The organism is Rhizobium sp. TRM96647 (assembly GCF_025780115.1).
GTDB lineage: Bacteria > Pseudomonadota > Alphaproteobacteria > Rhizobiales > Rhizobiaceae > Mycoplana.
Genome location: NZ_JAOXHF010000011.1, coordinates 113,826 through 138,026, shown reverse-complemented (window position 1 = coordinate 138,026; position 24,201 = coordinate 113,826). Strand labels below are relative to the sequence as shown.

21 protein-coding genes are annotated in these 24,201 nt (G+C 66.7%); 16 read left to right on the top strand and 5 right to left on the bottom strand.

Going from position 1 to position 24,201, the window contains the following annotated elements; genetic code table 11:
• Window positions 1-193: 193 nt before the first annotated feature.
• Window positions 194-1,126, top strand: a complete 933-nt coding sequence (locus OCK02_RS18935; protein ID WP_263814382.1) for an AEC family transporter — start codon at window positions 194-196, stop codon at window positions 1,124-1,126.
• On the opposite strand, the gene OCK02_RS18930 is transcribed toward OCK02_RS18935, so the two are convergent.
• Window positions 1,111-2,760: an acyl-CoA dehydrogenase family protein gene (locus OCK02_RS18930; protein ID WP_263814381.1), complete on the bottom strand. Its 1,650-nt coding sequence runs from the start codon at window positions 2,758-2,760 to the stop codon at window positions 1,111-1,113. The genes OCK02_RS18935 and OCK02_RS18930 overlap by 16 nt on opposite strands.
• A gap of 171 nt (window positions 2,761-2,931) precedes the next feature.
• Here OCK02_RS18930 and OCK02_RS18925 point away from each other — a divergent pair, with 171 nt between their 5' ends.
• The 4 genes from OCK02_RS18925 (at window position 2,932) to dprA (ending at window position 7,173) form a co-directional block, all read left to right on the top strand.
• On the top strand, window positions 2,932-3,885 hold the full coding sequence (locus OCK02_RS18925) for an aspartate carbamoyltransferase catalytic subunit (protein ID WP_263814380.1): 954 nt from the start codon (window positions 2,932-2,934) through the stop codon (window positions 3,883-3,885).
• Complete coding sequence (locus OCK02_RS18920; RefSeq protein WP_263814379.1) at window positions 3,882-5,174, top strand: dihydroorotase; 1,293 nt, start codon at window positions 3,882-3,884, stop codon at window positions 5,172-5,174. The genes OCK02_RS18925 and OCK02_RS18920 overlap by 4 nt, the downstream gene beginning before the upstream one ends.
• Before the next feature lie 230 nt (window positions 5,175-5,404).
• The gene (gene plsY / locus OCK02_RS18915; RefSeq protein ID WP_263814378.1) at window positions 5,405-6,019 is read left to right on the top strand and encodes a glycerol-3-phosphate 1-O-acyltransferase PlsY; all 615 of its coding nucleotides are present in this window, start codon (window positions 5,405-5,407) and stop codon (window positions 6,017-6,019) included.
• A gap of 14 nt (window positions 6,020-6,033) precedes the next feature.
• Entirely contained in the window at window positions 6,034-7,173 is a 1,140-nt protein-coding gene (gene dprA, locus OCK02_RS18910) for a DNA-processing protein DprA (protein WP_263814377.1), read from the top strand.
• Here the strand turns inward: dprA and OCK02_RS18905 are convergent.
• Window positions 7,105-7,359: a hypothetical protein gene (locus OCK02_RS18905; protein ID WP_263814376.1), complete on the bottom strand. Its 255-nt coding sequence runs from the start codon at window positions 7,357-7,359 to the stop codon at window positions 7,105-7,107. The genes dprA and OCK02_RS18905 overlap by 69 nt on opposite strands.
• Window positions 7,360-7,623: 264 nt before the next feature.
• On the opposite strand from OCK02_RS18905, the gene topA reads away from it, so the two are divergent.
• From topA to rpmG, 6 genes are all read left to right on the top strand, one after another.
• On the top strand, window positions 7,624-10,314 hold the full coding sequence (topA, locus tag OCK02_RS18900; protein ID WP_263814375.1) for a type I DNA topoisomerase: 2,691 nt from the start codon (window positions 7,624-7,626) through the stop codon (window positions 10,312-10,314).
• On the top strand, window positions 10,311-12,656 hold the full coding sequence (gene rnr / locus OCK02_RS18895) for a ribonuclease R (RefSeq protein WP_263814374.1): 2,346 nt from the start codon (window positions 10,311-10,313) through the stop codon (window positions 12,654-12,656). The genes topA and rnr overlap by 4 nt, the downstream gene beginning before the upstream one ends.
• A 54-nt stretch (window positions 12,657-12,710) precedes the next feature.
• Window positions 12,711-13,169, top strand: coding sequence for a DUF983 domain-containing protein (locus OCK02_RS18890; RefSeq protein WP_263814373.1), 459 nt, complete (start codon window positions 12,711-12,713; stop codon window positions 13,167-13,169).
• Window positions 13,166-13,837 (top strand): NUDIX hydrolase, encoded by a 672-nt coding sequence (locus OCK02_RS18885; RefSeq protein ID WP_263814372.1) that lies wholly within the window; start codon window positions 13,166-13,168, stop codon window positions 13,835-13,837. The genes OCK02_RS18890 and OCK02_RS18885 overlap by 4 nt, the downstream gene beginning before the upstream one ends.
• Window positions 13,838-13,853: 16 nt before the next feature.
• Entirely contained in the window at window positions 13,854-15,038 is a 1,185-nt protein-coding gene (locus tag OCK02_RS18880) for an MFS transporter (RefSeq protein ID WP_263814371.1), read from the top strand.
• A 102-nt stretch (window positions 15,039-15,140) separates the two neighbouring features.
• On the top strand, window positions 15,141-15,308 hold the full coding sequence (gene rpmG / locus OCK02_RS18875) for a 50S ribosomal protein L33 (protein WP_097138867.1): 168 nt from the start codon (window positions 15,141-15,143) through the stop codon (window positions 15,306-15,308).
• 780 nt (window positions 15,309-16,088) lie between these two features.
• Here the strand turns inward: rpmG and OCK02_RS18870 are convergent.
• A complete protein-coding gene (locus tag OCK02_RS18870; RefSeq protein ID WP_263814370.1) occupies window positions 16,089-17,456 on the bottom strand; it encodes a PleD family two-component system response regulator in 1,368 nt (455 codons plus the stop codon).
• A gap of 16 nt (window positions 17,457-17,472) precedes the next feature.
• Window positions 17,473-17,844 (bottom strand): response regulator, encoded by a 372-nt coding sequence (locus OCK02_RS18865; RefSeq protein ID WP_097138872.1) that lies wholly within the window; start codon window positions 17,842-17,844, stop codon window positions 17,473-17,475.
• A 141-nt stretch (window positions 17,845-17,985) separates the two neighbouring features.
• On the opposite strand from OCK02_RS18865, the gene OCK02_RS18860 reads away from it, so the two are divergent.
• The 4 genes from OCK02_RS18860 to OCK02_RS18845 all read left to right on the top strand — a co-directional run bounded on the left by OCK02_RS18860 (window position 17,986) and on the right by OCK02_RS18845 (window position 21,814).
• Window positions 17,986-18,285 carry a DUF3572 domain-containing protein gene (locus tag OCK02_RS18860; protein WP_263814369.1) on the top strand — a complete coding sequence of 100 codons (300 nt, stop codon included), beginning with the start codon at window positions 17,986-17,988 and terminating at the stop codon, window positions 18,283-18,285.
• Window positions 18,282-18,956 (top strand): hypothetical protein, encoded by a 675-nt coding sequence (locus tag OCK02_RS18855; protein ID WP_263814368.1) that lies wholly within the window; start codon window positions 18,282-18,284, stop codon window positions 18,954-18,956. The genes OCK02_RS18860 and OCK02_RS18855 overlap by 4 nt, the downstream gene beginning before the upstream one ends.
• Window positions 18,957-19,094: 138 nt before the next feature.
• Window positions 19,095-20,381 carry a DNA polymerase IV gene (locus OCK02_RS18850; protein ID WP_263814367.1) on the top strand — a complete coding sequence of 429 codons (1,287 nt, stop codon included), beginning with the start codon at window positions 19,095-19,097 and terminating at the stop codon, window positions 20,379-20,381.
• Window positions 20,382-20,467: 86 nt separating this feature from the next.
• The gene (locus tag OCK02_RS18845; RefSeq protein WP_263814366.1) at window positions 20,468-21,814 is read left to right on the top strand and encodes a L,D-transpeptidase family protein; all 1,347 of its coding nucleotides are present in this window, start codon (window positions 20,468-20,470) and stop codon (window positions 21,812-21,814) included.
• A 34-nt stretch (window positions 21,815-21,848) separates the two neighbouring features.
• Here OCK02_RS18845 and hutC read toward each other — a convergent pair whose 3' ends face one another.
• The gene (gene hutC, locus OCK02_RS18840) at window positions 21,849-22,598 is read right to left on the bottom strand and encodes a histidine utilization repressor (protein ID WP_263814365.1); all 750 of its coding nucleotides are present in this window, start codon (window positions 22,596-22,598) and stop codon (window positions 21,849-21,851) included.
• Between the two features lie 377 nt (window positions 22,599-22,975).
• Between hutC and floR the strand changes: the two genes are divergently transcribed.
• Window positions 22,976-24,187: a chloramphenicol/florfenicol efflux MFS transporter FloR gene (floR, locus tag OCK02_RS18835; protein WP_263814364.1), complete on the top strand. Its 1,212-nt coding sequence runs from the start codon at window positions 22,976-22,978 to the stop codon at window positions 24,185-24,187.
• Window positions 24,188-24,201 lie beyond the last annotated feature (14 nt).

Below are 24,201 nucleotides of genomic sequence, written 5' to 3'. Positions count from 1 at the left end.
ACCTTCCATCGATCGCCGCGGGCGCGCAACGGAAACCCCGGATCAAGGTTAATTTCCACATCGATGCCCCTGCCCGGCCGCAGCGCCGGCGCCCATCAGAGAGAGGCCGCCGTCGACAAAGCCGAGCTTCAGGATTGCCGTTTTCGCCCGTCCGTGAAATGAGAGGCCGATTGTCTCGCATACCGGTCCTGCCATGCTCGTCATCTTCGAAAGCATCATCTCTGTCTTCCTGCTCGTCATGCTCGGCACCGTGCTCAAACGATGGCGGAAGATCGACAACGGGCTGTGGCTGGGACTGGAGCAGCTCGGCTTCTACGTCCTGTTTCCGGCGCTCCTGTTCGCCACGCTCGCGCAGGCCGATTTCGCCGGCATGGAAGCGGGCGCGCTCTCCATCGCCTCGATCGGCGCGGTGACGCTGATGTCGGCGGCGATCCTTCTCGCCTGGCCGCTGTTTCGCAGGGCGGGCGTTTCCCGCGCCTCCTTCACCACGGTCTTCCAGACCTCGACGCGCTGGAACGGCTTCATGGCGCTCGCCGCCGCGGGCAAGCTCTACGGCCAGGAAGGTATCGGGATGCTGGCGCTGATCATGACGCTGATCATCATCCCGATCAATTTCTACAATATCGGCATCCTCGTCTGGTTCGGCGGCGGCGCGCGCGACGTGCGCAGCTTCCTCGTGCGGATCCTGACGAACCCGCTGATTCTCTCGTCCGCGCTCGGAACGCTCTTCAACCTGCTCGGCATCCATCTCTATGCGCCGGTGATGGAGACGATCAACCTGATGGCGGAAGCCTCGCTGAGCCTCGGCCTGATCATGGTCGGCGCGGGCCTGCATGTCGGCGATGCCCTGCGGCCGAGCGGGCCGGCCCTGATCTCCGTCGCCCTGAAGCTGTTCGCGATGCCGCTCGTCATGGTGAGCGCGGCGTGGCTTCTCGGGATCGAGGGCAATGCGCTGCTCGTGGTCGCGCTCGGCGCCAGCGTGCCGACGGCGATGAACGGCTATCTCCTGGCCAAGCAGATGGGCGGCGACGCGCCGCTCTATGCCTCCGTCGCGACGCTGCAGACGGCGGCGTCGTTCCTCACCATTCCGCTGGTGCTGACGCTGACCGCCTACGCCGCCGGATAGAGCAGGTCGACGATGTAGGCCGAATCGAAGCGCGAATCGAGCATGCCGTAGGTCGAGCGCCAGCCCGCGGCCAGCCGCGTCTCGAGGAAGGCGTCGGCGATGCGTCCGGCGCCGATGCGGTTCAGTTCGGCAGCGGCGGCCGAAAGCGCCAGTTGCTCGACCAGCATGCGCGCCGCACCCTCGTCGCGCTCGCACAAGGAGGTCGCCGCGCGCAGCACCTCGACCGTCTTGCGCCCCGAGGGGCCGAGGTCGCGGGCGATGCCGGCGAAGACGGATTCGAACAGGTCCTTGCCACGCGACAGCACACGCAGCACGTCCAGTGCCATCACGTTGCCCGAGCCCTCCCAGATCGCATTGACCGGGGCCTCGCGGTAGTGGCGGGCAATCGGGCGCTCCTCGACATAGCCGCTGCCGCCGATGCACTCCATCGCCTCGTAGATCAGCGCCGGCGCGATCTTGCAGCACCAGTATTTCGTCACCGGCGTCATCACCCGGGCGTAAGCCGCCTCGTCGCCGCTGACCGGCGCGCGGTCGAAGGCCTCGGCGAGACGCAGCGACAGGGCGGTGGCGGCGGCGACGTCGAGCGCCATGTCGGCGAGCACGCGCGTCATGATCGGCTGTTCGACGAGCGTCTTGCCGAACACCTTGCGCCCGCGCGCATGGTGCACGGCCTCCGCCAGCGAGGCGCGCATGATGCCGCTGGAAGCGAGCGCGCAATCGAGCCGGGTCAGTGTCACCATGTCGAGGATGGTGCGGATGCCGGCATCCGGCGCGCCGAGAAGGAAGCCGAAGGTGTCGGTGAACTCGACCTCGGACGATGCGTTGGAGCGGTTGCCGATCTTGTCCTTCAGCCGCTGGAAGCGCAGCCCGTTGGCGGTTCCGTCCTCCAGCAGGCGCGGGACGAGGAAGCAACCGATGCCGTCGCGCGTCTGCGCCAGCATAACGAAGGCGTCGCTCATCGGCGCCGACATGAACCACTTGTGGCCGCTGAGACGGTAGATGCCCTCCCCCACCCGCTCGGCGGTCGAGGTGTTGGCGCGCACATCGGTGCCGCCCTGCTTCTCCGTCATGCCCATGCCGATGGTGATGGCGCTCTTCTGCATGGCCGGACGGTTGGTGCTGTCGTACTTGCGCGACAGGATACGGCCGGCCCATTCGCGCTGCACCACCGGCGAAGCGGAAATGGCAGCGACCGAGGCGCTCGTCATCGTCAGCGGGCAGAGATGGCCGCATTCGAGCTGTGCCGAAAGATAGAAGCGGACGGCGCGCGCCTTGTGTGCCCTGCCCTTTTCGTCGGGAAGGTTCTCCCAGATCGACGAATGCAGGCCGTTGCCCATCGAGCGGCGCATCAGCGCGTGCCATGCCGGATGGAAATCGACCACGTCGAGGCGCTCGCCGCGCGGGCCGTGCGTTCGCAGCTGCGGCGGCGATTCGTTGGCCATCCGCGCCAGTTCCTGCGCCTCGGGGGCCGTCACGTAGCGGCCGAGCGCGTCGAACTCGTCCCGCAGGCCCTTGGGCAGCGCGGCCGTGCCGTCGACGAGCAGCGGATCGGACCGGTAGGCGTTGATGCCCGTCCACAGCTTCGGCTGGTTCAGGTCTGCAAGAGCTTGTTCGGTCCGGGTCATCTGAGTCATGCTGGCGTTCTATCCTAACTGCGCGGCCCGCGAAACGGGGACGCAACCGCCGTACCCCGAAAGAATGCTTGAAAACAAACGCGATCCGCCGGCCGGGCGGTGCGGCCGCCTTGCCGCATGGCGGCATAGCCTCTATAGACCCCGCGTATTCACGACATCGAGGCGACCCCCATGGATTCCTTTCCGCATCGCCACCTGCTCGGCATCAAGGGATTGACCGAGCCGGAAATCAACTTCCTGCTCGACAAGGCGGACGCGGCCGTCGAGATCAGCCGGCAGCGGGAAAAGAAGACCTCGACATTGCGGGGCCTCACCCAGATCAACCTGTTCTTCGAAGCCTCGACGCGGACGCAGTCCTCCTTCGAACTCGCCGGGAAACGGCTCGGCGCGGACGTGATGAACATGTCGGTCGGCAATTCCTCGGTGAAGAAGGGCGAGACGCTGATCGACACGGCGATGACGCTGAACGCCATGCACCCGGACGTGCTCGTGGTGCGCCACTCGTCTGCCGGTGCGGCCGCCCTGCTCGCCCAGAAGGTGTCCTGCTCGGTCGTCAACGCCGGCGACGGGCAGCACGAGCATCCCACCCAGGCGCTGCTCGACGCACTGACGATCCGCCGCGCCAAGGGCAAGCTGTCGCGTATCATCGTCGCCATCTGCGGCGACGTGCTGCATTCGCGCGTTGCCCGCTCCAACATCCTTTTGCTCAATGCGATGGGTGCCCGCGTCCGGGTCGTGGCGCCGGCGACGCTGCTGCCGAACGGCATCGCCCAGATGGGCGCGGAGGTCTACCATTCGATGGAAGAAGGCCTGAAGGACGCCGACGTGGTGATGATGCTCAGGCTGCAGCGCGAGCGCATGTCGGGCGCCTTCGTGCCCTCGGTGCGCGAGTACTTCCGCTATTTCGGGCTCGACGCCGAGAAGCTGAAGGCGGCCAGGGAGGATGCGCTGGTAATGCACCCCGGCCCGATGAACCGGGGCGTGGAAATCGCCTCGGAGATCGCCGACGGTCCCCAGAGCGTCATCGAACAGCAGGTGGAGATGGGCGTCGCCGTCCGCATGGCGGTGATGGAAACCCTCCTCGTCTCGCAGAACGTCTCGCAAAACCAGGGATCGCGCGCATGACCCGCCCGACCGTCATCAAGAATGTCCGTATCATCGATCCCTCGCAAGGCATGGACGAGACCGGCACGATCGTCGTCAAGGACGGCAGGATCGCGGCTGCCGGCAAGGCGGCGCAGAACCAGGGCGCGCCCGAGGACGCCGACATCGTCGACGGCACCGGCCTCGTCGCAGCACCCGGTCTGGTCGATGGCCGGGTGTTCGTCGGCGAACCGGGCGCCGAGCACCGCGAGACGATCGAATCCGCATCGCGCGCGGCGGCCGCGGGCGGGATTACGACCTTCATCATGATGCCCGACACCGATCCGGTGATCGACGACATCGCGCTGGTCGAATACGTGCTGAAGACGGCGCGCGACAAGGCGCTGGTGCATGTGCATCCGGCCGCCGCCCTGACCAAGGGCCTGGCCGGCACCGAGATGACGGAGTTCGGCCTGTTGCGGGAAGCCGGCGCCGTCGCCTTCACCAACGGCCGTCAGGCGATCCACGACGCGCAGGTGCTGCGCCGGGCGATGACCTATGCCCGCGAGTTCGGCGCGGTGATCGCGCTCGAGACCCGCGACGAACACCTCGGCGCCGGCGGGGTGATGAACGAGGGACTGCTCGCAAGCTGGCTCGGCCTGTCGGGCACGCCGCGCGAGGCGGAGGTCATCCCGCTGGAACGCGACCTGCGGCTCGCCACCCTGACGCGTGCGGCCTACCACGCCGCCCAGATCTCGGTGCCGGAATCGGCCGAGGCGATACGGGTGGCCCGCACCCGCGGCGCCAACGTCACCTGCGGCATCTCGGTCAACCACCTGACGCTGAATGAGAACGACATCGGCGAATACCGGACCTTCTTCAAGCTCTCGCCACCCCTGCGCGGCGAGGACGACCGCAACGCCATGGTGCAGGCGCTCGCCGACGGCACCATCGATATTATTGTCTCCTCGCACGATCCGCAGGACGTCGACACCAAGCGGCTGCCCTTTGCGGAGGCGGCCGACGGGGCGATCGGGCTGGAAACGATGCTTCCCGCAGCGCTTCGCCTGCATCACAGCGGCGAGGTCTCGCTGACGCGCCTGATCGACGCCATGTCGACCCGCCCCGCCCGGATCTTCGGCCTCGACGCCGGCAGCCTGAAGGCCGGCGCGGTCGCCGACATCGTGCTGATCGACATCGACGAACCATGGCTCGCCACCAAGGACCGCTTCGTCTCGCGCTCCAAGAACACCCCGTTCGAGGATGCCCGCTTTACGGGACGCGCGGTCAGCACCTATGTTGCGGGCAAGCTCGTGCATACCGGGCGGTAACGGCTGACGCGGATCAAGGGCAACGGCCCCTCATCCGCCCTGCCGGGCACCTTCCCCCCGTGAACGGGGAGAAGGGACGACGCGGAACCGCCGCAGTTATCTTGTGGCGAGGCGTCACCACCAGCGTCCTTCTCCCCGTTCACGGGGAGAAAATGGCGGCAGCCGGATGAGGGGCATCGCAAGGCTGCGGCAAGACACGACAGATCGGCAATCTCGGGGGAAACACTAGAGTGTCTGACATCCTGACCTGGCAGCTTGCAGCGCTGCCGACGCTTCTGAGCCTCGCCTTCGGCTATCTTCTGGGCTCCATTCCCTTCGGCCTGATCCTGACCCGGATGGCCGGGCTCGGCGACGTGCGGCAGATCGGATCCGGCAATATCGGCGCCACCAACGTACTGCGCACCGGCAACAGGAAACTCGCCGCCGCCACGCTGCTGCTGGATGCGCTGAAGGGGACGACCGCGGCGACGATCGCCTCGCGATGGGGGCTGGACGCCGGCATCGCCGCCGGCCTTGCCGCCTTCCTCGGCCACCTCTATCCCGCCTGGCTCGGCTTCAAGGGCGGCAAGGGGGTCGCCACCTATCTCGGCGTGCTGCTCGGTCTGGTTCCGTTCATGCTGGCCGTCTTCGCCGCGATCTGGCTCGCGGTCGCCTTCATCAGCCGCTACTCCTCCCTTTCCGCCCTGGTTGCAATGGTCGCCACTCCGGTTGTATTGTGGTTTTCGGGGAACGAGAAGGTTGCACTGCTGTTCGCCGTCATGAGCGCGATCTCGTGGTGGAAGCACCGCGCCAACATCGTGCGCCTGATCAACGGCACCGAGAGCAGGATCGGCAGCAAGGGCTAGGACAAGAGGGGCAAATGTCCGAGGGCGCAGGCAGGCAGGGAATCGCGCTTTCGGACAGACAGAGGATCGCCTGGCTGCGGCTGATCCGCAGCGACAATGTCGGCCCGGTCACCTTCCGCGACCTGATCAACCATTTCGGCACGGCCGAGGCGGCGCTGGAGATGCTGCCGGAGCTTTCGCGCCGCGGCGGCGCCGTCCGGGCGATCCGGATCGCGAGCCGCGCCGACGCCGAGCGCGAGCTCGACATGGCGGAGCGGCACGGTGCGGCCTTCGTCGGCATCGGCGAGCCGGACTATCCCGCACTCCTGCGCAAGATCGACGGTGCGCCGCCGCTGCTGGCGACGAAGGGCAACCGGAAGATCGCCTCGGACCCCGCCGTCGGCATCGTCGGCTCCCGCAACGCATCGATTGCTGGCGCAAAGTTCGCCGGCATGCTGGCAAGGGACCTCGGCGCCGCCGGCTATGCCGTCGTCTCCGGGCTCGCCCGGGGGATCGACACGGCCGCCCACCGCGCCAGCCTTGCCACGGGCACGATCGCGGCGCTGGCAGGCGGCCTCGACAAGCCCTACCCGCCCGAGAACGTCGGGCTCCTGGAGGAGATCGCCTCCGGCAACGGCCTCGCCGTCAGCGAGATGCCGTTCGGCTGGGAGCCGAGGGCGCGCGATTTTCCGCGCCGCAACCGGCTGATCGCCGGCATCGGCCTGGGGCTCGTGGTCGTCGAAGCCGCCAACCGCTCCGGCTCGCTGATCACCGCCCGCAATGCCGCCGATTTCGGCCGCCTCGTCTTTTCCGTGCCCGGTTCGCCGCTGGATCCGCGTGCCCACGGGACGAATGCCCTGTTGAAGGATGGGGCGATCGTGACGACGGGGGCGGCCGACATCCTGGATGCACTGGCGCCGCTGCGCGAACCGGACCTGTTTGCAGGCCCGGTCGGCGCCGACGAGCCGCCACGGGAGGACGTCACCCTGCCTCCCAGCGACGGCGACCGCGGCCGGATCGCCTCCGCGCTCGGCCCCACGCCCGTCGAGATCGACGAAATCATCCGTCACACGGAACTGCCGGCCGCGAGCGTCTACCTCGTACTGCTAGAACTGGATCTTGCCGGCCGCCTTCACCGGCACCCCGGCGGCCTTGTCTCGATCGCCGCCGATTGACAGCGGCCGCACGCCCGCATGAATGTCCCCCGCCTCGACATAGGCCATCTCGATCAGGTAGCGCAGCATCTCCGCGCCCTCCATGTCGGCGACGGCGCGAAGCTCGCCGAGCATCTGGCGAATATAGGCCACGTTCTCCTGCGTCCGTCCGGTGGGAGGCGCCGCAATGATGGGTTTGGTATTCATTTCCACATCCTGTCCGAATACCGTTGCGCAGCCGCACATCATCGCCGCAGCTTTCACTCCCTGAAGACGATACAACCTTTATTTTAAATTGCAACACACTCAAGAACCCTCTTAGGTTGCATACCCTGAACGCCAGTTATTTTGGCCCTTCCTCTTGACCGGGACGTTTTCCCTGTTCATTTCGAGGGCCAAGACAACGCCGGCGCGCATCGCTAATCAGAAGGGCCATCCCGCCGGGAACGGCCCCCGGCACAGAGAACGACGATGAATGTTGTAGTGGTGGAATCGCCTGCCAAGGCCAAGACGATCAACAAGTATCTGGGTTCGGGCTACAAGGTACTCGCCTCCGTCGGCCACGTTCGCGACCTGCCGGCCAAGGATGGATCCGTGCGTCCCGACGAGGACTTCGAAATGTCCTGGGAGGTCGACAGCTCCGCAGCCAAGCGCATGAAGGACATCGCCGACGCGGTAAAATCCTCCGACGGCCTGATCCTTGCGACCGACCCGGATCGCGAGGGCGAAGCGATCTCCTGGCACGTGCTGGACCTTCTGCGGAAGAAGAAGGTGATCGGCGACAAGCCGGTCAAGCGCGTCGTCTTCAACGCCATCACCAAATCGGCGGTGCTCGACGCGATGAAGGCGCCGCGCGACATCGACATGTCGCTGGTCGATGCCTATCTCGCCCGCCGCGCGCTGGACTACCTCGTCGGCTTCAACCTGTCGCCGGTGCTGTGGCGCAAGTTGCCTGGCGCGCGGTCGGCCGGCCGCGTGCAGTCGGTGACGCTGAGGCTCGTCTGCGACCGCGAGGCCGAGATCGAGCGTTTCGTATCCGAGGAATACTGGAACTTGTCGGCGCTCCTGAAGACGCCGCGCGGCGACGAGTTCGAGGCGAAGCTCGTCTCGGCCGACGGCAAGCGCCTGCCACCCCGCGCAGTCGGCAACGGCGAGGAAGCCAACCGGCTGAAGGACCTCCTCGAGGGCGCGGCCTATCGCGTCGAAAGCGTCGAGGCCAAGCCGACGCGGCGCAATCCGGCGCCGCCGTTTACCACCTCGACGCTGCAGCAGGCGGCCTCCTCCAAGCTCGGCTTCTCCTCTTCGCGCACCATGCAGGTGGCGCAGCGGCTTTACGAGGGTGTCGACATCGGCGGCGAGACCGTCGGTCTCATCACCTACATGCGTACCGACGGCGTGCAGATGGCGCCCGAAGCGATCGATGCGGCCCGCCGTGCCATCGGCGACCAGTTCGGCGACCGCTACGTGCCGGAAAAGGCGCGCTTCTACTCCACCAAGGCGAAGAACGCCCAGGAAGCGCACGAGGCGGTGCGGCCGACCGATTTCAACCGCGTGCCCGATCAGGTCCGCCGGTTCCTCGACCCGGACCAGGCGCGGCTCTACGACCTGATCTGGAAGCGTGCCATCGCCAGCCAGATGGCGTCGGCCGAGATCGAGCGCACCACCGTCGAGATCGATGCGGACAATGGCGGCAAGCATGCGGGCCTGCGCGCCACGGGTTCCGTCATCCGCTTCGACGGCTTCATCGCCGCCTACACGGACCAGAAGGAGGACGGCGAGCAGTCGGACGACGGCGACGACGACGGCCGCCTGCCGGAGATCAATGCGCGCGAAGCCCTCGCCAAGCAGAAGATCAACGCCACCCAGCACTTCACCGAGCCGCCGCCGCGCTATTCCGAAGCCTCGCTGATCAAGAAGATGGAAGAACTCGGCATCGGCCGGCCCTCCACCTATTCGGCGACGCTGAAGACGCTCAGCGATCGCGAATATGTCACGATCGACAAGCGCAAGCTGATCCCCGAGGCCAAGGGACGGCTGGTGACGGCTTTCCTCGAAAGCTTCTTCACCCGCTATGTCGAATACGACTTCACCGCGTCCCTGGAAGAGAAGCTCGACCAGATCTCGGCCGGCGAACTGAACTGGAAGGACGTGCTGCGCGACTTCTGGCGGGACTTCATCGCCCAGATCGACGACACCAAGGTACTGCGCGTCACCAACGTGCTGGATGCGCTGAACGAGATCCTCGCACCGCTTGCCTTCCCCAAGCGCGAGGATGGCGGCGATCCGCGCGCCTGCCCCTCCTGCGGGACGGGCAAGCTGTCCTTGAAGCTCGGCCGCGGCAGCGGCGCCTTCATCGGCTGCTCCAATTATCCCGAATGCCGCTACACCCGCCCCTTCGGCGCGGAAGCGGCCAATGGCGAGGGCCAGGTCTCCAACGAGCCGAAGGCGCTCGGTAAGGATCCGCACACCGGCGAGGAGATCACGCTGCGCTCCGGCCGCTTCGGCCCCTATGTCCAGCGCGGCGACGGCAAGGAGGCCAAGCGCTCGAGCCTGCCCAAGGGCTGGGCGCCCGACAGCATCGACCATGAGAAGGCGGTGGCGCTGCTGTCGCTGCCGCGCGATATCGGCGCCCATCCCGAGACGGGCAAGATGATCTCGTCGGGGCTCGGCCGCTACGGGCCATTCGTGCTGCATGACGGCACCTATGCCAATGTGGAAAGCATCGAGGACGTGTTCTCGATCGGCCTCAACCGCGCCGTCTCGGTGCTGGCCGACAAGCAGAGCAAGGGCGGCGGCCGCGGCCGCGGCGGCACGCCGGCGGCGCTGAAGGCGCTCGGCGACCATCCCGACGGCGGGCCGATCACCGTGCGCGACGGCCGCTACGGCCCCTATGTCAACTGGGGCAAGGTCAATGCGACGCTGCCGAAAGGCAAGGATGCGCAGGCCGTGACGCTCGAGGAGGCGCTGGTTTTGATCGCCGAGAAGGCCGGCAAGGGCGGCGGCGCCAAGGGCAAGGCCAAGACCGCCAAGGCGAAGACCGCGGCCGCCAAGACGGACGGCGAGAAGACCACGAAGGCGAAGACGACGAAGAAGGCCGCCGGCACGAAGGCCAAGGCTGCAGCGAAGCCCCGGAAGGCAAGCGCCAAGAAGGTAGACGAATGACGCATGACCCGCGCGACCGGTCGAGGCAGAGCAAGCGTCCCGGCCGCGACCTGCCGCCGGGTGCCGATATCCCGCTGATCCACGGCGAAATCCCGCCGCGCGAGGTGCTGCTGCGCTTCATCACCGAACATCCGGACAAGGCCTCCAAGCGCGAAATCTCCAAGGAATTCGGGCTCAAGGGCGAAAAGCGGGTCGAGTTGAAGCAGATCCTGAAGAGCTTCGAGGAAGAAGGCCTGCTTTCGAAGCGGCGCAAGTCGCTGGTCCGTCCTGGCGCCCTCCCCCCCGTCACCGTGCTCGACATCACCACCCGCGACGTCACCGGCGATCTCATCGGCCGGCCGGCCGAATGGCTGGACGACCTCGGCGTGGCGCCGGCCGTGACGATCCGCCAGCCGAGCGTCGGCAAGTCGGCCGGCAAGGCGCCGGTCGCGGGCCTCGGCGACCGGGTTCTGGCCAAGATCTTCCCGGCCAAGGACCGTGGCGGCCCGGCCTACACGGCCCGCGTCATCAAGGTCCTCGACAAGCGCAAGAATGCCGGCATGGGCGTGTTCCGCGCCATGCCGGACGGCGGCGGCCGGATCCTGCCGATCGACAAGCGCGGCGAGGAACTTGCCGTCGACAGCGATTTCACGGCAGGAGCCAAGGACGGCGACCTCGTCGAGATCGACGTGCTCCGCATCGGCCGCTACGGCCTGCCGCGGGCGCAGGTAAAGTCGGTGATCGGCTCGGTCGCCTCCGAAAAGGCGATCTCGATGATCGCGATCCATGCACACGGCATCCCGCACGTCTTCCCCGACAGCGTGCTGAAGGAAGCCGCCGACGCCGGTCCCGCCACCATGGCGCACCGCGAGGACTGGCGCGACCTGCCGCTGATCACCATCGACCCCGCCGACGCCAAGGACCATGACGACGCAGTCTATGCCGAGGCCGACACGGCACCCGAGAACCCGGGCGGCGTGATCGTCACCGTGGCGATCGCCGACGTCAGCTACTACGTCCGCCCCGGTTCGGCGCTCGACCGCGAGGCACTGAAACGCGGCAACTCGGTCTATTTCCCCGACCGCGTCGTGCCGATGCTGCCGGAGCGGATCTCCAACGACCTCTGCTCGCTGAAGGAAGGCGTCGACCGCCCGGCACTCGCCGTGCGCATGGTATTCTCCAAGGAGGGCCGCAAGGCGAGCCACACCTTCCATCGCATCATGATGAAGAGCGCGGCCAAGCTCTCCTATCAACAGGCACAGGCGGCGATCGACGGTGCGCCGGATGACCAGACCGGACCGATCCTCGAGACGATCCTGAAGCCCTTGTGGCATGCCTACCGCGTGCTGACGGTCGGCCGCGACCGGCGCCAGCCGCTGGAACTCGACATGCCCGAGCGCAAGATCCTGCTGAAGGAGGACGGCACCGTCGACCGCGTGGTCGTGCCGCCGCGGCTCGACGCGCACAAGCTCATCGAGGAGATGATGATCCAGGCGAACGTCGCCGCCGCCGAGACGCTGGAAAAGCGGCAGCAGTCTCTGATCTACCGCGTGCACGATGCGCCCTCGCTTTCCAAGCAGGAGACGCTGCGCGAGTTTCTCGGCACGCTCGACATCTCGCTCGCCAAGGGCGGCAACATGCGCGCCAACCATTTCAACGGCATCCTGAAGAAGGCCGAGGACAAGCCGTTCCAGCAGATGGTCAGCGAGATGGTGCTGCGCTCGCAGAGCCAGGCGATCTACAGCCCTGACAATATCGGCCATTTCGGCCTGAACCTGATGAAGTACGCCCACTTCACCTCGCCGATCCGCCGCTATGCCGACCTGATCGTGCATCGCGCGCTGGTGGCCTCGCTCAAGCTCGGCGAAGGCGGCATCACCATGGAGGAGGAGGCAGCACTTGACGACATCGCCGCCGAGATCTCCACCTTCGAGCGGCGCGCCATGGCGGCCGAGCGCGACACGGTGGACCGGCTGATCGCCCACCATCTCGCCGGCCGCATCGGCGAGGAATTCGCAGGCCGCGTCTCCGGCGTCACCAAGGCCGGGCTGTTCATCGTGCTGCCCGCCTATGGCGCCGACGGCTTCGTGCCCATTTCCACGCTCGGGCGCGACTACTATATCTACGACGAGGCGCACCAGGCGCTGTCGGGCGAGAAGACCGGGCTCGGCTACCGTCTCGGCGACGAGGTGCAGGTCAGGCTGGCCGAAGCCGTGCCGCTGGCGGGCGCGCTGCGCTTCGAGATGTTGAGCGAGGGCCGCCAGATGCCGACGGGCGTGCGCTCCTTCCACAAGGCCGGCCGGCGTGACCGCGCAGGATCCCGACGCCAGCCGGGAACGCGGCCGCCGCGCGGCAGGCGCTAGGGGCATGCCGTGCGGAAACGTGCGGCTGTTGGCAGCGAAGCAAGGATTGTGACGATGCAGACGACATTCGAACAGAAGCAGGCCGGACCGGCCACCGTATATGCGGAGGACCGGCCGACCGGCCGTTCCATCCGCCGCGGCCTGCTCTGCCGCTGCCCGCGCTGCGGCGAGGGCCGGCTGTTCCAGTCGTTCCTCAAGCCGGTCGATGCCTGTTCGGTCTGCGGCGAGGAAATGCATCATCACCGCGCCGACGACCTTCCCCCCTACCTCGTCATCACCATCGTGGGCCACCTCGTGCTCGGCGGCTACATGATGACCGACCTGATCCTGCCGTTCAGCACCTGGATGCACCTGGCGATCTGGGTGCCTGTGACGCTGCTCGGCGCGCTGGCGCTGATGCAGCCGGTCAAGGGCGGCGTCATCGGCCTGCAATGGGCATTGCGCATGCACGGCTTCGGCGGCCAGGAGGCTGCGCCGGAAGACGGCCTGCCGCCGCGCGACGCCGACGCATGAGCGGGCAGCGGCCGCTGCGTCCGGTGGATGCGGCATCGGTCCTCCTCATCGACCGGTCGGACGATCGCTTTCGCGTGCTCGTGGGCAAGCGCAGCAACCGGCACGTCTTCATGCCCGACGTCTACGTCTTTCCCGGCGGGCGGCGCGATGCGTCCGATTCGCGCGTGCCGGTGCAGGCCCCGCTCCATCCGGCCGCCACCGAGCGACTGCTGCTGCGCACGCCGGTGCGGACCGGGGCCGCGACGCTCCGCGGGCTCGGCGTCGCCGCCCTGCGCGAGCTCTACGAGGAAGCCGGCCTTGCGGTCGGTGCGGCGGCAGAAGCGCCCGGCGCGGGCGGCACCCCCTTTCGGCCGGACCTGTCGCAATTGCGCTTCGTCGCGCGCGCCGTCACCCCGCCCGGGCCGCCGCGCCGCTACGACACCCGCTTTTTCGCCCTATTTACCGACGATGTCGGGATCGACCCCCGGGCGGCCCGGGACAGCCACGAGCTTTCCGACCTGCAATGGATTGACATCTTCCAGACATTGAAAGTCGATATGCCCGCGATCACGGTCTTCATCCTCGAGGAACTGAAGATTGCCCTCCGGAACGATCCGTCGCTGCCGTTCGGCGGTCAGGCGGCCTTCTTCCTGCACCGTCGTGGAAAACTTGTCAGGGACACACTCTAGAGCGATGGATTCTCGCATGCCAGATCCCAAGTCCGGGAGTGCTTCCACGCCCGACAGCATTCACTGGCGCTCGCTGATCGCCGCCATGGCCTCGATCGCCGCCGTTGGCATCGCAATCGGCCTCGGCCTGCCGCTGCTCAGCATCATCATGGAGAAGCGCGGCATCCCGACGACGCTGATCGGGCTGAACTCCGCCATGGCCGGCGTCGCCTCCATGCTCTGCGCCCCGTTCACGGCGCGGCTGGCGCACCGGTTCAGCACCTCCACCGTCATGGTGGCCGCCATCGTCCTTGCCGCCGGCAGTTCGCTCGGCTTCTACTACATCCAGAATTTCTGGCTCTGGTTTCCCCTGCGCATCGTCTTTCACGGTGCGACCACGATGGTCTTCATCCTCTCGGAATTCTGGATCAACGCCGCCGCCCCGCCGCGACGACGAGGGCTCGTGCTCGGCATCTATGCCACTGTTCTGGCGCTCGGCTTTGCCAACGGTCCCCTGCTCTTCTCGCTGCTCGGCAGCGATGGTCCGCTTCCCTTCGCGGTCGGCGCCCTCGTCATCCTGCTTGCGGCCGTGCCGATCCTGATCGCCCGCAAGGAGAGTCCGGACATCTACGAGAAGCCGGAAATGCATTTCATGCGCTATATCCTGCTGGTGCCGACGGCGACGGCCGCCGTCTTCGTCTTCGGCGCGGTGCAGGTCGGCGGCCTGTCGCTGTTTCCGGTCTATGCCACCCGCGCCGGCTTCAGCGAATCGCAGGCGGCGCTGCTGCTGACCGTGATGGGCGTGGGCAATTTCCTGTTCCAGATCCCGCTCGGGCTGTTGTCCGACCATATGAAGGACCGGCGGCGGCTTTTGTCCATCATGGCGCTGGTGGGCATGGTCGGCGCGGCCTCGCTGCCGCTCCTGTCGCAGAACTGGCTGCTGATGGCGGTGGTGCTGCTCTTCTGGGGCGGCTGCGTCTCCGGGCTCTACACGGTCGGGCTCAGCCATCTCGGATCCCGACTGACCGGCGCCGACCTCGCGGCCGCCAATGCCGCCTTCATCTTCTGCTATGCGGTGGGGACCGTCGCGGGGCCGCAGGTGGTGGGCGTCGCCATCGACGTCGCCGGCGACGACGGCTTTGCTTGGTCGATCGCCTTCTTCTTCGGCCTTTATGTCGCGCTTTCCCTCGCCCGCATGGTGTTTCGGCCAAAACGGGCTTGACTTTTCAGGCGGGATTCGTAGTTTCGCGCCACATTTGAAGCTCCAATGCCGTGGAACCGGACTGGTCGTCCACGGCTTCGTTTTTGTAAAGGCAGGACGACCATGGCCAAGGCTACCACCATCAAGATCAAGCTGCTGTCGACGGCCGACACCGGCTTCTTCTACGTCACGACGAAGAACAGCCGCACGATGACGGAAAAGATGACCAAGACGAAGTACGACCCGGTCGCGCGCAAGCACGTCGAGTTCAAGGAAACGAAGATCAAGTAATCCTTGTCGCTTCGGAACTTTCCGTAAGGCGCTTCGCTCCGGCGGCGCGCCTTTTTCTTTGCGCGCGGTTCCTCCGTCAGGACGGCGACGGCCCCCGACGGACGGATCCCGCCGACGCCCGCCCCTGAAATGCGAAACGCCGCCTCCTTGCGGAGGCGGCGCTGATCGGGGGCCGGCTGGGGAAGACAACGGCACGAGGATTCCGTTTATGTCGTCACCAGCCGGCCAACCCCACGACCCAGGAGATGCGGCGGACCTAGCATCATGGGGTAACTCGCGGCGGACTTTTCGCCCGCCTTTCCATAAAGATCGCGCGGAATTGGAAAAAAATCAATGAATTCTTGCGCGCTGCTGCAACAGTGTCAGCCGCGATGGTTAAATCGTTTCCCCGCACCGAGAGGATTCAGGCGAGGAAAACGCTCTTTACAGCAACAGTTCCGCGTGCCCCACTCAACAACCCGCGGATGTATGACTTCCGGCAGAGATGACCTGACGTAAGGTAAGCCCCAATTACCTCGCCACCAGAAGGTCTTGAATACATTATCAAACCCGAACAATAATATAAATTGCCAAAAGTAGCCTATCCGACACTGATTTTACGGCAGACCGGAGCGGCCGAACCGGCAAGACTTGCGCATTGCCAGGCGCCTCGAAAATTGACGCTGTGTCATTTTCCACCCAAGTGAAGCGCAGAAAATCTGTGGATAAGTGAATTAGACAGGGAGACTGTGTCGATGTCGCCACGATTCGGTAGGCCGGGCTGAAACGACCGGGTGCGTTTCAGGCCGCGGCGGCGACGACGCGGTTGCGGCCGGCGCGCTTGGCCTCGTAGAGAGCGTTGTCCGCCCGCTTCAGCAGCGTGTCGGGCGCGTCTCCCTGCGGCAGCAACGAGGCGATGCCGATCGAGGCGGTGACCTTGAGCGGCGCCGCTCCCGCCGAAAGGCGGAAAGGCTCCTCCTCGATCGTGACGCGCAGACGCTCGGCCACGGCGGCCGCGGTCTCCGCCGACGTATCGGGCATCAGCAGAACGAATTCCTCGCCGCCATAGCGGCAGGCGAGATCGGCGCCGCGCACGGCGGTGCGCAGCCGGTTGGCGAATTCGCGCAGGACCGCGTCGCCGACGTCGTGGCCATAGGTATCGTTGATCAGCTTGAAGCGGTCGATGTCGGTCATGCAGATCGACATCTGCCGGCCCCGGGCCACCGAGCGGTCGATCAGCAGCTTCAGGTGGCTGTCGAGATAGCGCCGGTTGTGCAGCCCGGTCAGTCCGTCGGTGACGGCGAGTTCGATCGTCTGCTTCACGCTGGCGCGCAGGCGGTCGTTGTAGCGCTTGCGCCGGATCTGCGTCAGGCTGCGCGCCAGAAGCTCGTTGGCATCGACCGGTCGCATCAGATAGTCGGTCACGCCGAGATCGAGGGCGCGCACGATCATGTCGTCGTCGCCCTGCTCGGCGATCAGGAGGATCGGAAGGAACCGCGTCCGCTCCAGCGAGCGGAGCTGCGAGCACAGGCGAAGCGGATCGGAGTCGCTGAAATTGGCGTTGACGATGACGAGTTCGAACGGATGCTCGGCGGCATCGAACAGCGCCGCCTGCGGGTCCGACATGCAGGTGACGTCGGCGATCGGCTTCAGCGCGCGGACGATGCGTTCCTGCGAACTGGCTCGGCCGTCGACGAGCAGGACAGCCCCCGGCTCGTCGCCGATCGCGGCACCCAGCCCCGTCTCCACGCCGATCGCTTCTGCCGTGGCCGCCCGCACGCGCAATTCGTCGGTCAGCGTCTTCAGCCGGACGAGGCTCTTGACGCGCGACATCAGTTGCAGGTCGTTGACGGGCTTGGTGAGGAAATCGTCGGCGCCGGCCTTCAGCCCCCGCACCCGGTCGGAGGGCTGGTCCAGCGCCGTCACCATGACGACCGGGATATGCGCCGTGCGCGGGTTTTCCTTCAGCCGCTCGCAAACCTCGAAGCCGTCGATCCCCGGCATCATGACGTCGAGCAGGATGAGGTCCACCTGCGTCCGCTCGCAGATCGCCAGCGCATCGTAGCCGTTGTCCGCCGTCAGGACGTCGAAGTACTCCGCCAGAAGCCGGGCTTCCAGGAGCTTCACGTTTGCGGGGATATCGTCAACGACGAGGATGCGCGCGGTCATCTGTCGGAATCCAGCCTCATGCGTCACCCAGGTAGGTCTTGATGGTCTCGATGAATTTCGGAACCGATATCGGCTTGGACACGTAGGCTTCGCAGCCGCCCTGGCGGATGCGCTCCTCGTCGCCCTTCATGGCAAAGGCGGTGACGGCGATGACGGGGATGACGTGCAGTTCGTCGTCCTCCTTCAGCCATTTCGTCACCTCCAGCCCGGAGACCTCCGGAAGCTGGATGTCCATCAGGATCAGGTCGGGGCGATAGCGGCGCGCGAGATCCAGCGCCTCCATGCCGTTGCGGGTCTGGATGGTGCTGTAGCCCGAGGCCTCGATGAGGTCACGGAAGAGCTTCATGTTGAGCTCGTTGTCCTCGACTATCATCACCTGCTTCGGCATCACGTGTCCCTGCCCCTCGCTCCAGCCTTGCAACACCTCTGGAGATATATAAGTTGCCGTAATACCGACTTCACCCAGCGCGAACCTCGCGACAGTAGCGGCATTTGGTTGACTAAAAGGTAACTTTTCCGGGAAATTGCCATGCAAAGCCAAAAAGATACATCGGTCCAGGACGCCGAAACGACGGCGATCGCCGTGCTTGCCTGGCTCGCCGGCGAACCGGAACTGCTGTCCCGTTTTCTGTCGCTCACCGGCATGGATCCGGCCGGCCTGCGTGCCTCCGCCGGCGACCGTGGCTTCCTTTCCGGCCTGCTCGATTTCCTCATGGGCCACGAGCCGACGCTGATGGCCTTCTGCGAGGCGACCGGGACGACGCCCGAAAGGGTGGTGCGGGCGCATGCGCTGCTGACCGGTCCGGGTGCTGCGGGCGAATGGTCATGACCACCCGGCCGGACATGCCGCCCGGCACGGTCCCGCTCGACCATGTCCGGCTCGCCGACCGGCCGCTCCTGGTCTGCGACGTCGACGAGGTCGTGCTGGAATATCTCTCGCCGCTCGATGCCTTCCTGCGCTCGCGCGGCCACGAACTGCTGCCGCGCTCGTTCCGCCTGCACGGCAACATCATCGACAGCCGCACCGGCGAGGCCGCGCTGGACGCGGCCATCAAGGCCCTGCAAGAGGATTTCTTCGCCACCCAGGACGAATGGCAGAAGCCCGCCGAACGCGCGGTTGAAACGCTTGCAGCGCTCGGAAAGGACGCCGACATCGTGTTCCTGACGGCGATGCCGCCGCGCCATGCCGAGGTGCGCCGCCGGCTGCTCCACCGTTTCGGGCTGGATTTTCCGATGGTCGCCACGGAGACGGCAAAGGGCCCGGTGGTCCGGGCGCTGCATGGCGGGCGCCCGCTGCCGCTCGCCTTCGTCGACGACATCCCCTCCAACCACCATTCGGTGCGCGAGCACGCGCCGGATGCCCTTCTCTTGCGGCTGATGGCCAATCAGGTGTTTCTCGCCATGGCGCCGGATCCCGGCGAACACGTCATCGCCGCGCGCGACTGGCGCGATGCCGAACAGCGGATCCGCGCCCACTTCGAAAACCCTCTCGGCCGATGACGCACCCGTCCGGCACCGGCGGGCCGGTGCGGCGACAGTGCGGCATGTGACGCGGCTATCCATGCGTTCCTCGCTGGACGGGCTTGAGACTCGCAAGTTTAGAGGCTAATCTGCGAATGTTCAATATTTGTTCCAGAGATGCAGCCAGACGAGACGCGCCATCCGGGTTTCTGCCGCGACTGCCTGACGGGGCAATCCGCGGGCATTCGCCGCTGCAGGCAATGCGGCAGCCCGCGCCTTCTCTACCATGACGAGCTCTACCGGCTGACGCTCGCCCATATTGATTGCGACGCCTTCTACGCCTCGGTGGAGAAGCGCGACAATCCGGAACTCGCCGACAAGCCGGTGATCATCGGCGGCGGCAAGCGCGGCGTCGTCTCCACCGCCTGCTACATCGCCCGCATTCACGGGGTGCGCTCGGCGATGCCGATGTTCAAGGCGCTGGAGGCCTGTCCGCAGGCCGTCGTGATCAAGCCGGACATGGAGAAATACGTGGCCGTCGGCCGCCAGATACGCACCATGATGCACGACCTGACGCCGCTGGTGCAGCCGCTGTCGATCGACGAGGCCTTTCTGGAGCTGAAGGGCACCGAACGGCTGCATCACGACCCGCCGGCGCGCGTGCTCGCCCGTTTCGCCCGCCGCGTCGAACACGAGATCGGGATCACGATCTCGGTCGGGCTCTCCTACTGCAAGTTCCTCGCCAAGGTCGCCTCCGACCTGCAGAAGCCGCGCGGGTTCTCCGTCATCGGACAGGCCGAGGCGCTGGAGTTCCTCAGGACGAAGCCGGTACGGCTGATCTGGGGCGTCGGCAAGGCCTTTGCCGAGACGCTGGAGCGCGACGGGATCCGCGACATCGGCCAGTTGCAGACCATGGAGGAGACCGACCTGATGCGCCGCTACGGCGTCATGGGCCGGCGGCTCTACCATCTCTCCCGCGGCCAGGACGACCGCGAGGTGCATGCGAACGACGCCGCCAAGAGCGTTTCCGCGGAAACGACCTTCTTCGACGACATCTCCGCCTATGGCGACCTCGTCACCCATCTGCGTCGGCTCAGCGAGCAGGTGGCTGCGCGGCTGCGCAAGGCCGGCGTCGCCGGCCAGACCGTGGTGCTGAAGCTCAAGACCGCGGACTTCAAGGGCCGGACCCGCAACCGCAAGCTCGAGGATCCGACCATGCTGGCCGACCGGATCTTCCGGATCGGCCTGGAGCTTCTGAAGAAGGAGGCGGACGGCACGAAGTTCCGCCTGATCGGCATCGGAGTCAGCGACCTGTGCGACCCGCAGCGCGCCGATCCGCCGGACCTCGTCGATCCGCAGGCCGGCCGTCGGGCGGCCGCGGAGGCCGCCATCAACACGCTGCGCGACAAGTTCGGCAAGAAGAGCGTGGAGACGGGCTACACCTTCGGCAAGGACCGCCGATAGCGAGCCCTGCCGGGCATAAAAGGATTCCTTAAAATCCAGGGCCTATCCTCGGCGCCTTCCCATGTATTGCGTCAGGGACGGGAAACATGCTTTTGCGCCTCGCAGCCGGGTTCGGCCTCATCGCCCTCCTTTCCTCGACGGCACTTGCCGGAACGATCGAGGGGCCGTTGCAGATCATCGTCTCGCGCGATCGGCAGACGCTGAAGGTCTATGACGGCGAAACCGTCGTCGCGAGTTCGAACGTGTCCAGCGGCAAGGAGGGGCATGCGACCCCCACCGGCATCTTCTCGATCCTGGAGAAGAAGCGCATGCACCATTCCAACATCTACGACGACGCCCCGATGCCGTTCATGCAGCGGCTGACATGGTCCGGGATCGCCCTGCACGCATCCGGCCACGTGCCGGCCTATCCGGCCTCGCACGGCTGCGTGCGCATGCCGGACGACTTCGCCAGGATGCTCTATCGCCTGACCCGGCGCGGCGGCCATGTCCTCGTCAACAGCGCCGATGTCGCCCCGCACCGGGTGGAGCACCCTGCCCTCTTCCAGCCCGAAGGCGCCGAGCCGGAAGGGCAACTGCTCTCCGACGCCCCCCTGCGCCCGACGATCCTGGGTCCGACGATCCCGAGCCTGGCGATCCCAGTCCCGACCCTGCCGGATCCGACCGGCGACAGCGTCGAGGTGGCGATGCGCGTCGCCGCACCGCCGGCGCAGGCAAAGCCGATGCACCGGCCGGCCGGAGACCCGGTCCGCATCCTGATCACGCGGGCAACACCGCGCGATACGATGAAGGACCTGCAGGCCCTGCTCGGCGAACTCGGCCATGACGCCGGCCCGGCCGATGGCGTGGCGGGCCAGCAGACCGCTTTCGCCATCAAGGCCTTCCAGACCGCGGAAGGGATGACCGCCGACGGGACGGCGAGCCCTGCCCTGATCGACGCCGTCTTCCGCAAGGCCGGCCGCGACCTGCCGGCAAACGGGCGGCTGTCGGTGCGCAAGGACTTCGTCACCCTGCTGGAGGCGCCGGTGACGATCCGCGAGGAGAGCGCAGAACTCGGCACGCATTTCCTGCTCGCCCGCACATCCGCCGGCGGCAACGACCTCGACTGGTTCGGGGTGACGATGGACAACGCGCTTTCGACCCCGGCGCGCAAGCGCCTCGGCATCGCCGAGCCCGGATCGTTCTCGGCACGCGCGCCAGATCCGATCCTGGAAGCGCTGGGGCGGATCGGCATTGCCGCGGAGGTGCGCGGCGAGATCGAGGGCCTTGTCGGCGACGGCGCCTCGCTGACGATCACCGACACCGGCACAGAAGGCGAGACGGGCAAGGGCACCGACTTCATCACGCTGACGCGCCCGGGCCCCGCCGGATCGGGATACGCATCCTCCAGCGCCCGCTGGAAGAAGGAATCCTCGATCGTCGTGATCGAGTGAGGCGGGCGGGCACGGCAGCGCTCCGGCCGCCATCTCAGGCCTTGGGGTGGTTCGGCGCGAATTCCGCGACCAGTTCGTGGCTTTCGCCCGGATAGGTCAGCCGCACATGCGTCACATAGGCGCCGCCGCTCCAGGTCCGGCGCTCGATGACGAGGCAGGCCGCGCCGTCGGCGATGTGCAGCAGGTCGGCTACGCGCCGGTCGGCCGCCACGGCGCGGATACGATGCTCGGCAGCGCTCCACGGCACCTGGCTCAGCAGCCATTGCCCCGGCGGCGCCTGCTCGAATTCTTCCGCCGCCGCCTCCGGCACCGCCGAAAGGCTGATCGTGCGCTCCTCCAGGCAGAAGGGGCGCGCACCGGCATGGTGGACCACGACGAGATCGACGACCCGGGCGCCGGCGGGCAGGTCCAGCAGCTTGCGGTCCGCCGCCCGCACCGTCCGCTCCGAACGGGAAAGCCGCTGATAGCGATACGGCAGGCCCAGCGAACGCACTTCCGCCTCGATGTCGTGGATCTCCAGGATCGCCGACTGCGCATGCGGGCGGGTGACGAAACTTCCCGACTTGCGCCGGCGCTCGATCAGGCCGCGCTTGACCAGTTCCGTCAGCGCCTTGTTGACGGTCATGCGCGAGCAGCCGTATTGCGCGGTCAGTTCATGCTCGAAGGGGATGCGATACCCCGGCGGCCATTCGCCGGACATGATCCGGCCCTCGACGTCCTCCAGGATACGCCGGTGCAGCGACGGCTCCTTCGGCGTCAGCGCAGGATCGGTGGTGTTGTCCATGCCCCTGTTCCATCCGCATTCTTCGGGCGCGCCATGCTCGGTGTGAGATGTCCGGCGACCGCAACGGCGGACGACGCCGTCGCCGGCCATCGTATCCGCGCGAGGCCACCGAACGAAGCATCACGATTCTGGGCCGGCCTGCAACCACGGCGGTGCAAAACGGCGCGCCGTCGAGGCGTCTTGCGGTGCCGGGGGGCATCAGATAGAGGTGAACCCTTCTTTTTCAGGCATGAGGTCATCGGCATGGGAGCCGGCAAGTCAGCAGACAAATAGGCCGCAACGACATTCTTGTCGTTGCGGCGTTCTGTGAAGCCAGTCTCATCCGATTGCTGACGAGCAGACGCCGCCGGTTTCTCCAATCGAGCGGATGATTCGTCATGACTATCACGCGCCCCAGGTGGGCCTATACCTTGCCGGCAGCGCTGCTGCTGATGGCACCCTTCGACATCCTCGCCTCTCTGGCGATGGATATCTATCTCCCCGTCGTTCCAGCGATGCCCGGCATCCTCGACACGACGCCATCCGTGATCCAGCTCACGCTCAGCCTCTACATGGTGGTGCTGGGCCTGGGTCAGGTGATCTTCGGGCCGATCTCGGACCGCATCGGCCGGCGGCCGGTCCTGCTTGCCGGCGCGGCGATCTTCATCGTCGCCTCCCTCGGCGCGGCCACGTCGTCTGCTGCCGCAGCCTTTGTCGGTTTCCGCATCCTCCAGGCGATCGGTGCGTCGGCGGCGATGGTGGCAACGTTCGCGACGGTCCGGGACGTCTACGCCGATCGGCCGGAAGGCGTCGTCATCTACGGGCTCCTTGGCGCCGTTCTGGCATTCGTGCCCGCACTCGGCCCCGTCGCCGGAGCGCTGATCGGGGCGTATTTCGGCTGGCGCGCGATCTTCGTCACGCTGGCTGCGTTGGCGCTGCTCGCCATGGCGAACGCCGGGATCCGGTGGCACGAAACGGTTGCGCCGGACCGGGCGGCCCCCCGTCGATCGGTGCTGCCGATTTTCGCCAGTCCGGCCTTCTGGGTCTACACAATGGCGTTCAGCGCCGGGATGGGCACCTTCTTCACCTTCTTTTCGACGGCGCCCCGCGTTCTCATCGGACGCGCGGGCTATTCGGAGATCGGATTCAGCTTGGCGTTCGCCACCGTCGCGCTCGTCATGGTCGCGACGACACGGTTCGCCAGGGCATTCGTCGCCAGGTGGGGCATCGCCGGATGCGTGGCGCGCGGGATGCTTCTGATCCTTTGCGGTGCGGCCCTTCTGGGCATCGGCGAGCTTTCCGGATCGCCGTCCTTCGTCAGCTTCATCGTTCCGATGTGGGTCGTCTGCATCGGGATCGTCGTGACCGTCTCGGTGACGGCCAACGGCGCGCTGGCGCAGTTCGATGATATCGCCGGCTCGGCGGTCGCATTCTATTTCTGCATCCAGAGCCTGATCGTCGGCATCGTCGGAACGCTGGCGGTGACGATGCTGGATGGCGACACCGCCTGGCCCATCATCGGCTACGCTGCGACGCTGGCCGCGCTGGTGCTGCTCGGCCTGCGGCTGCTCCGGTCGCGCAGGCCGGATCCGGCGAGCCCATCGGCCTGACAGGCGGCAGGCAA

Bases quoted from the DNA above. Each gene is read 5' to 3' on its own strand.
- OCK02_RS18870 (WP_263814370.1), bottom strand. From the start codon at position 17,456: ATGACCGCGCGCATCCTCGTCGTTGACGATATCCCCGCAAACGTGAAG.
- OCK02_RS18880 (WP_263814371.1), top strand. From the start codon at position 13,854: ATGCCAGATCCCAAGTCCGGGAGTGCTTCCACGCCCGACAGCATTCAC.
- dprA (WP_263814377.1), top strand. From the start codon at position 6,034: ATGTCCGAGGGCGCAGGCAGGCAGGGAATCGCGCTTTCGGACAGACAG.
- OCK02_RS18865 (WP_097138872.1), bottom strand. From the start codon at position 17,844: ATGCCGAAGCAGGTGATGATAGTCGAGGACAACGAGCTCAACATGAAG.
- topA (WP_263814375.1), top strand. From the start codon at position 7,624: ATGAATGTTGTAGTGGTGGAATCGCCTGCCAAGGCCAAGACGATCAAC.
- OCK02_RS18845 (WP_263814366.1), top strand. From the start codon at position 20,468: ATGCTTTTGCGCCTCGCAGCCGGGTTCGGCCTCATCGCCCTCCTTTCC.
- OCK02_RS18925 (WP_263814380.1), top strand. From the start codon at position 2,932: ATGGATTCCTTTCCGCATCGCCACCTGCTCGGCATCAAGGGATTGACC.
- OCK02_RS18920 (WP_263814379.1), top strand. From the start codon at position 3,882: ATGACCCGCCCGACCGTCATCAAGAATGTCCGTATCATCGATCCCTCG.
- rpmG (WP_097138867.1), top strand. From the start codon at position 15,141: ATGGCCAAGGCTACCACCATCAAGATCAAGCTGCTGTCGACGGCCGAC.
- OCK02_RS18885 (WP_263814372.1), top strand. From the start codon at position 13,166: ATGAGCGGGCAGCGGCCGCTGCGTCCGGTGGATGCGGCATCGGTCCTC.
- OCK02_RS18930 (WP_263814381.1), bottom strand. From the start codon at position 2,760: ATGACTCAGATGACCCGGACCGAACAAGCTCTTGCAGACCTGAACCAG.
- OCK02_RS18855 (WP_263814368.1), top strand. From the start codon at position 18,282: ATGACCACCCGGCCGGACATGCCGCCCGGCACGGTCCCGCTCGACCAT.
- OCK02_RS18860 (WP_263814369.1), top strand. From the start codon at position 17,986: ATGCAAAGCCAAAAAGATACATCGGTCCAGGACGCCGAAACGACGGCG.
- OCK02_RS18890 (WP_263814373.1), top strand. From the start codon at position 12,711: ATGCAGACGACATTCGAACAGAAGCAGGCCGGACCGGCCACCGTATAT.
- OCK02_RS18935 (WP_263814382.1), top strand. From the start codon at position 194: ATGCTCGTCATCTTCGAAAGCATCATCTCTGTCTTCCTGCTCGTCATG.
- rnr (WP_263814374.1), top strand. From the start codon at position 10,311: ATGACGCATGACCCGCGCGACCGGTCGAGGCAGAGCAAGCGTCCCGGC.
- floR (WP_263814364.1), top strand. From the start codon at position 22,976: ATGACTATCACGCGCCCCAGGTGGGCCTATACCTTGCCGGCAGCGCTG.
- hutC (WP_263814365.1), bottom strand. From the start codon at position 22,598: ATGGACAACACCACCGATCCTGCGCTGACGCCGAAGGAGCCGTCGCTG.
- OCK02_RS18905 (WP_263814376.1), bottom strand. From the start codon at position 7,359: ATGAATACCAAACCCATCATTGCGGCGCCTCCCACCGGACGGACGCAG.
- OCK02_RS18850 (WP_263814367.1), top strand. From the start codon at position 19,095: ATGCAGCCAGACGAGACGCGCCATCCGGGTTTCTGCCGCGACTGCCTG.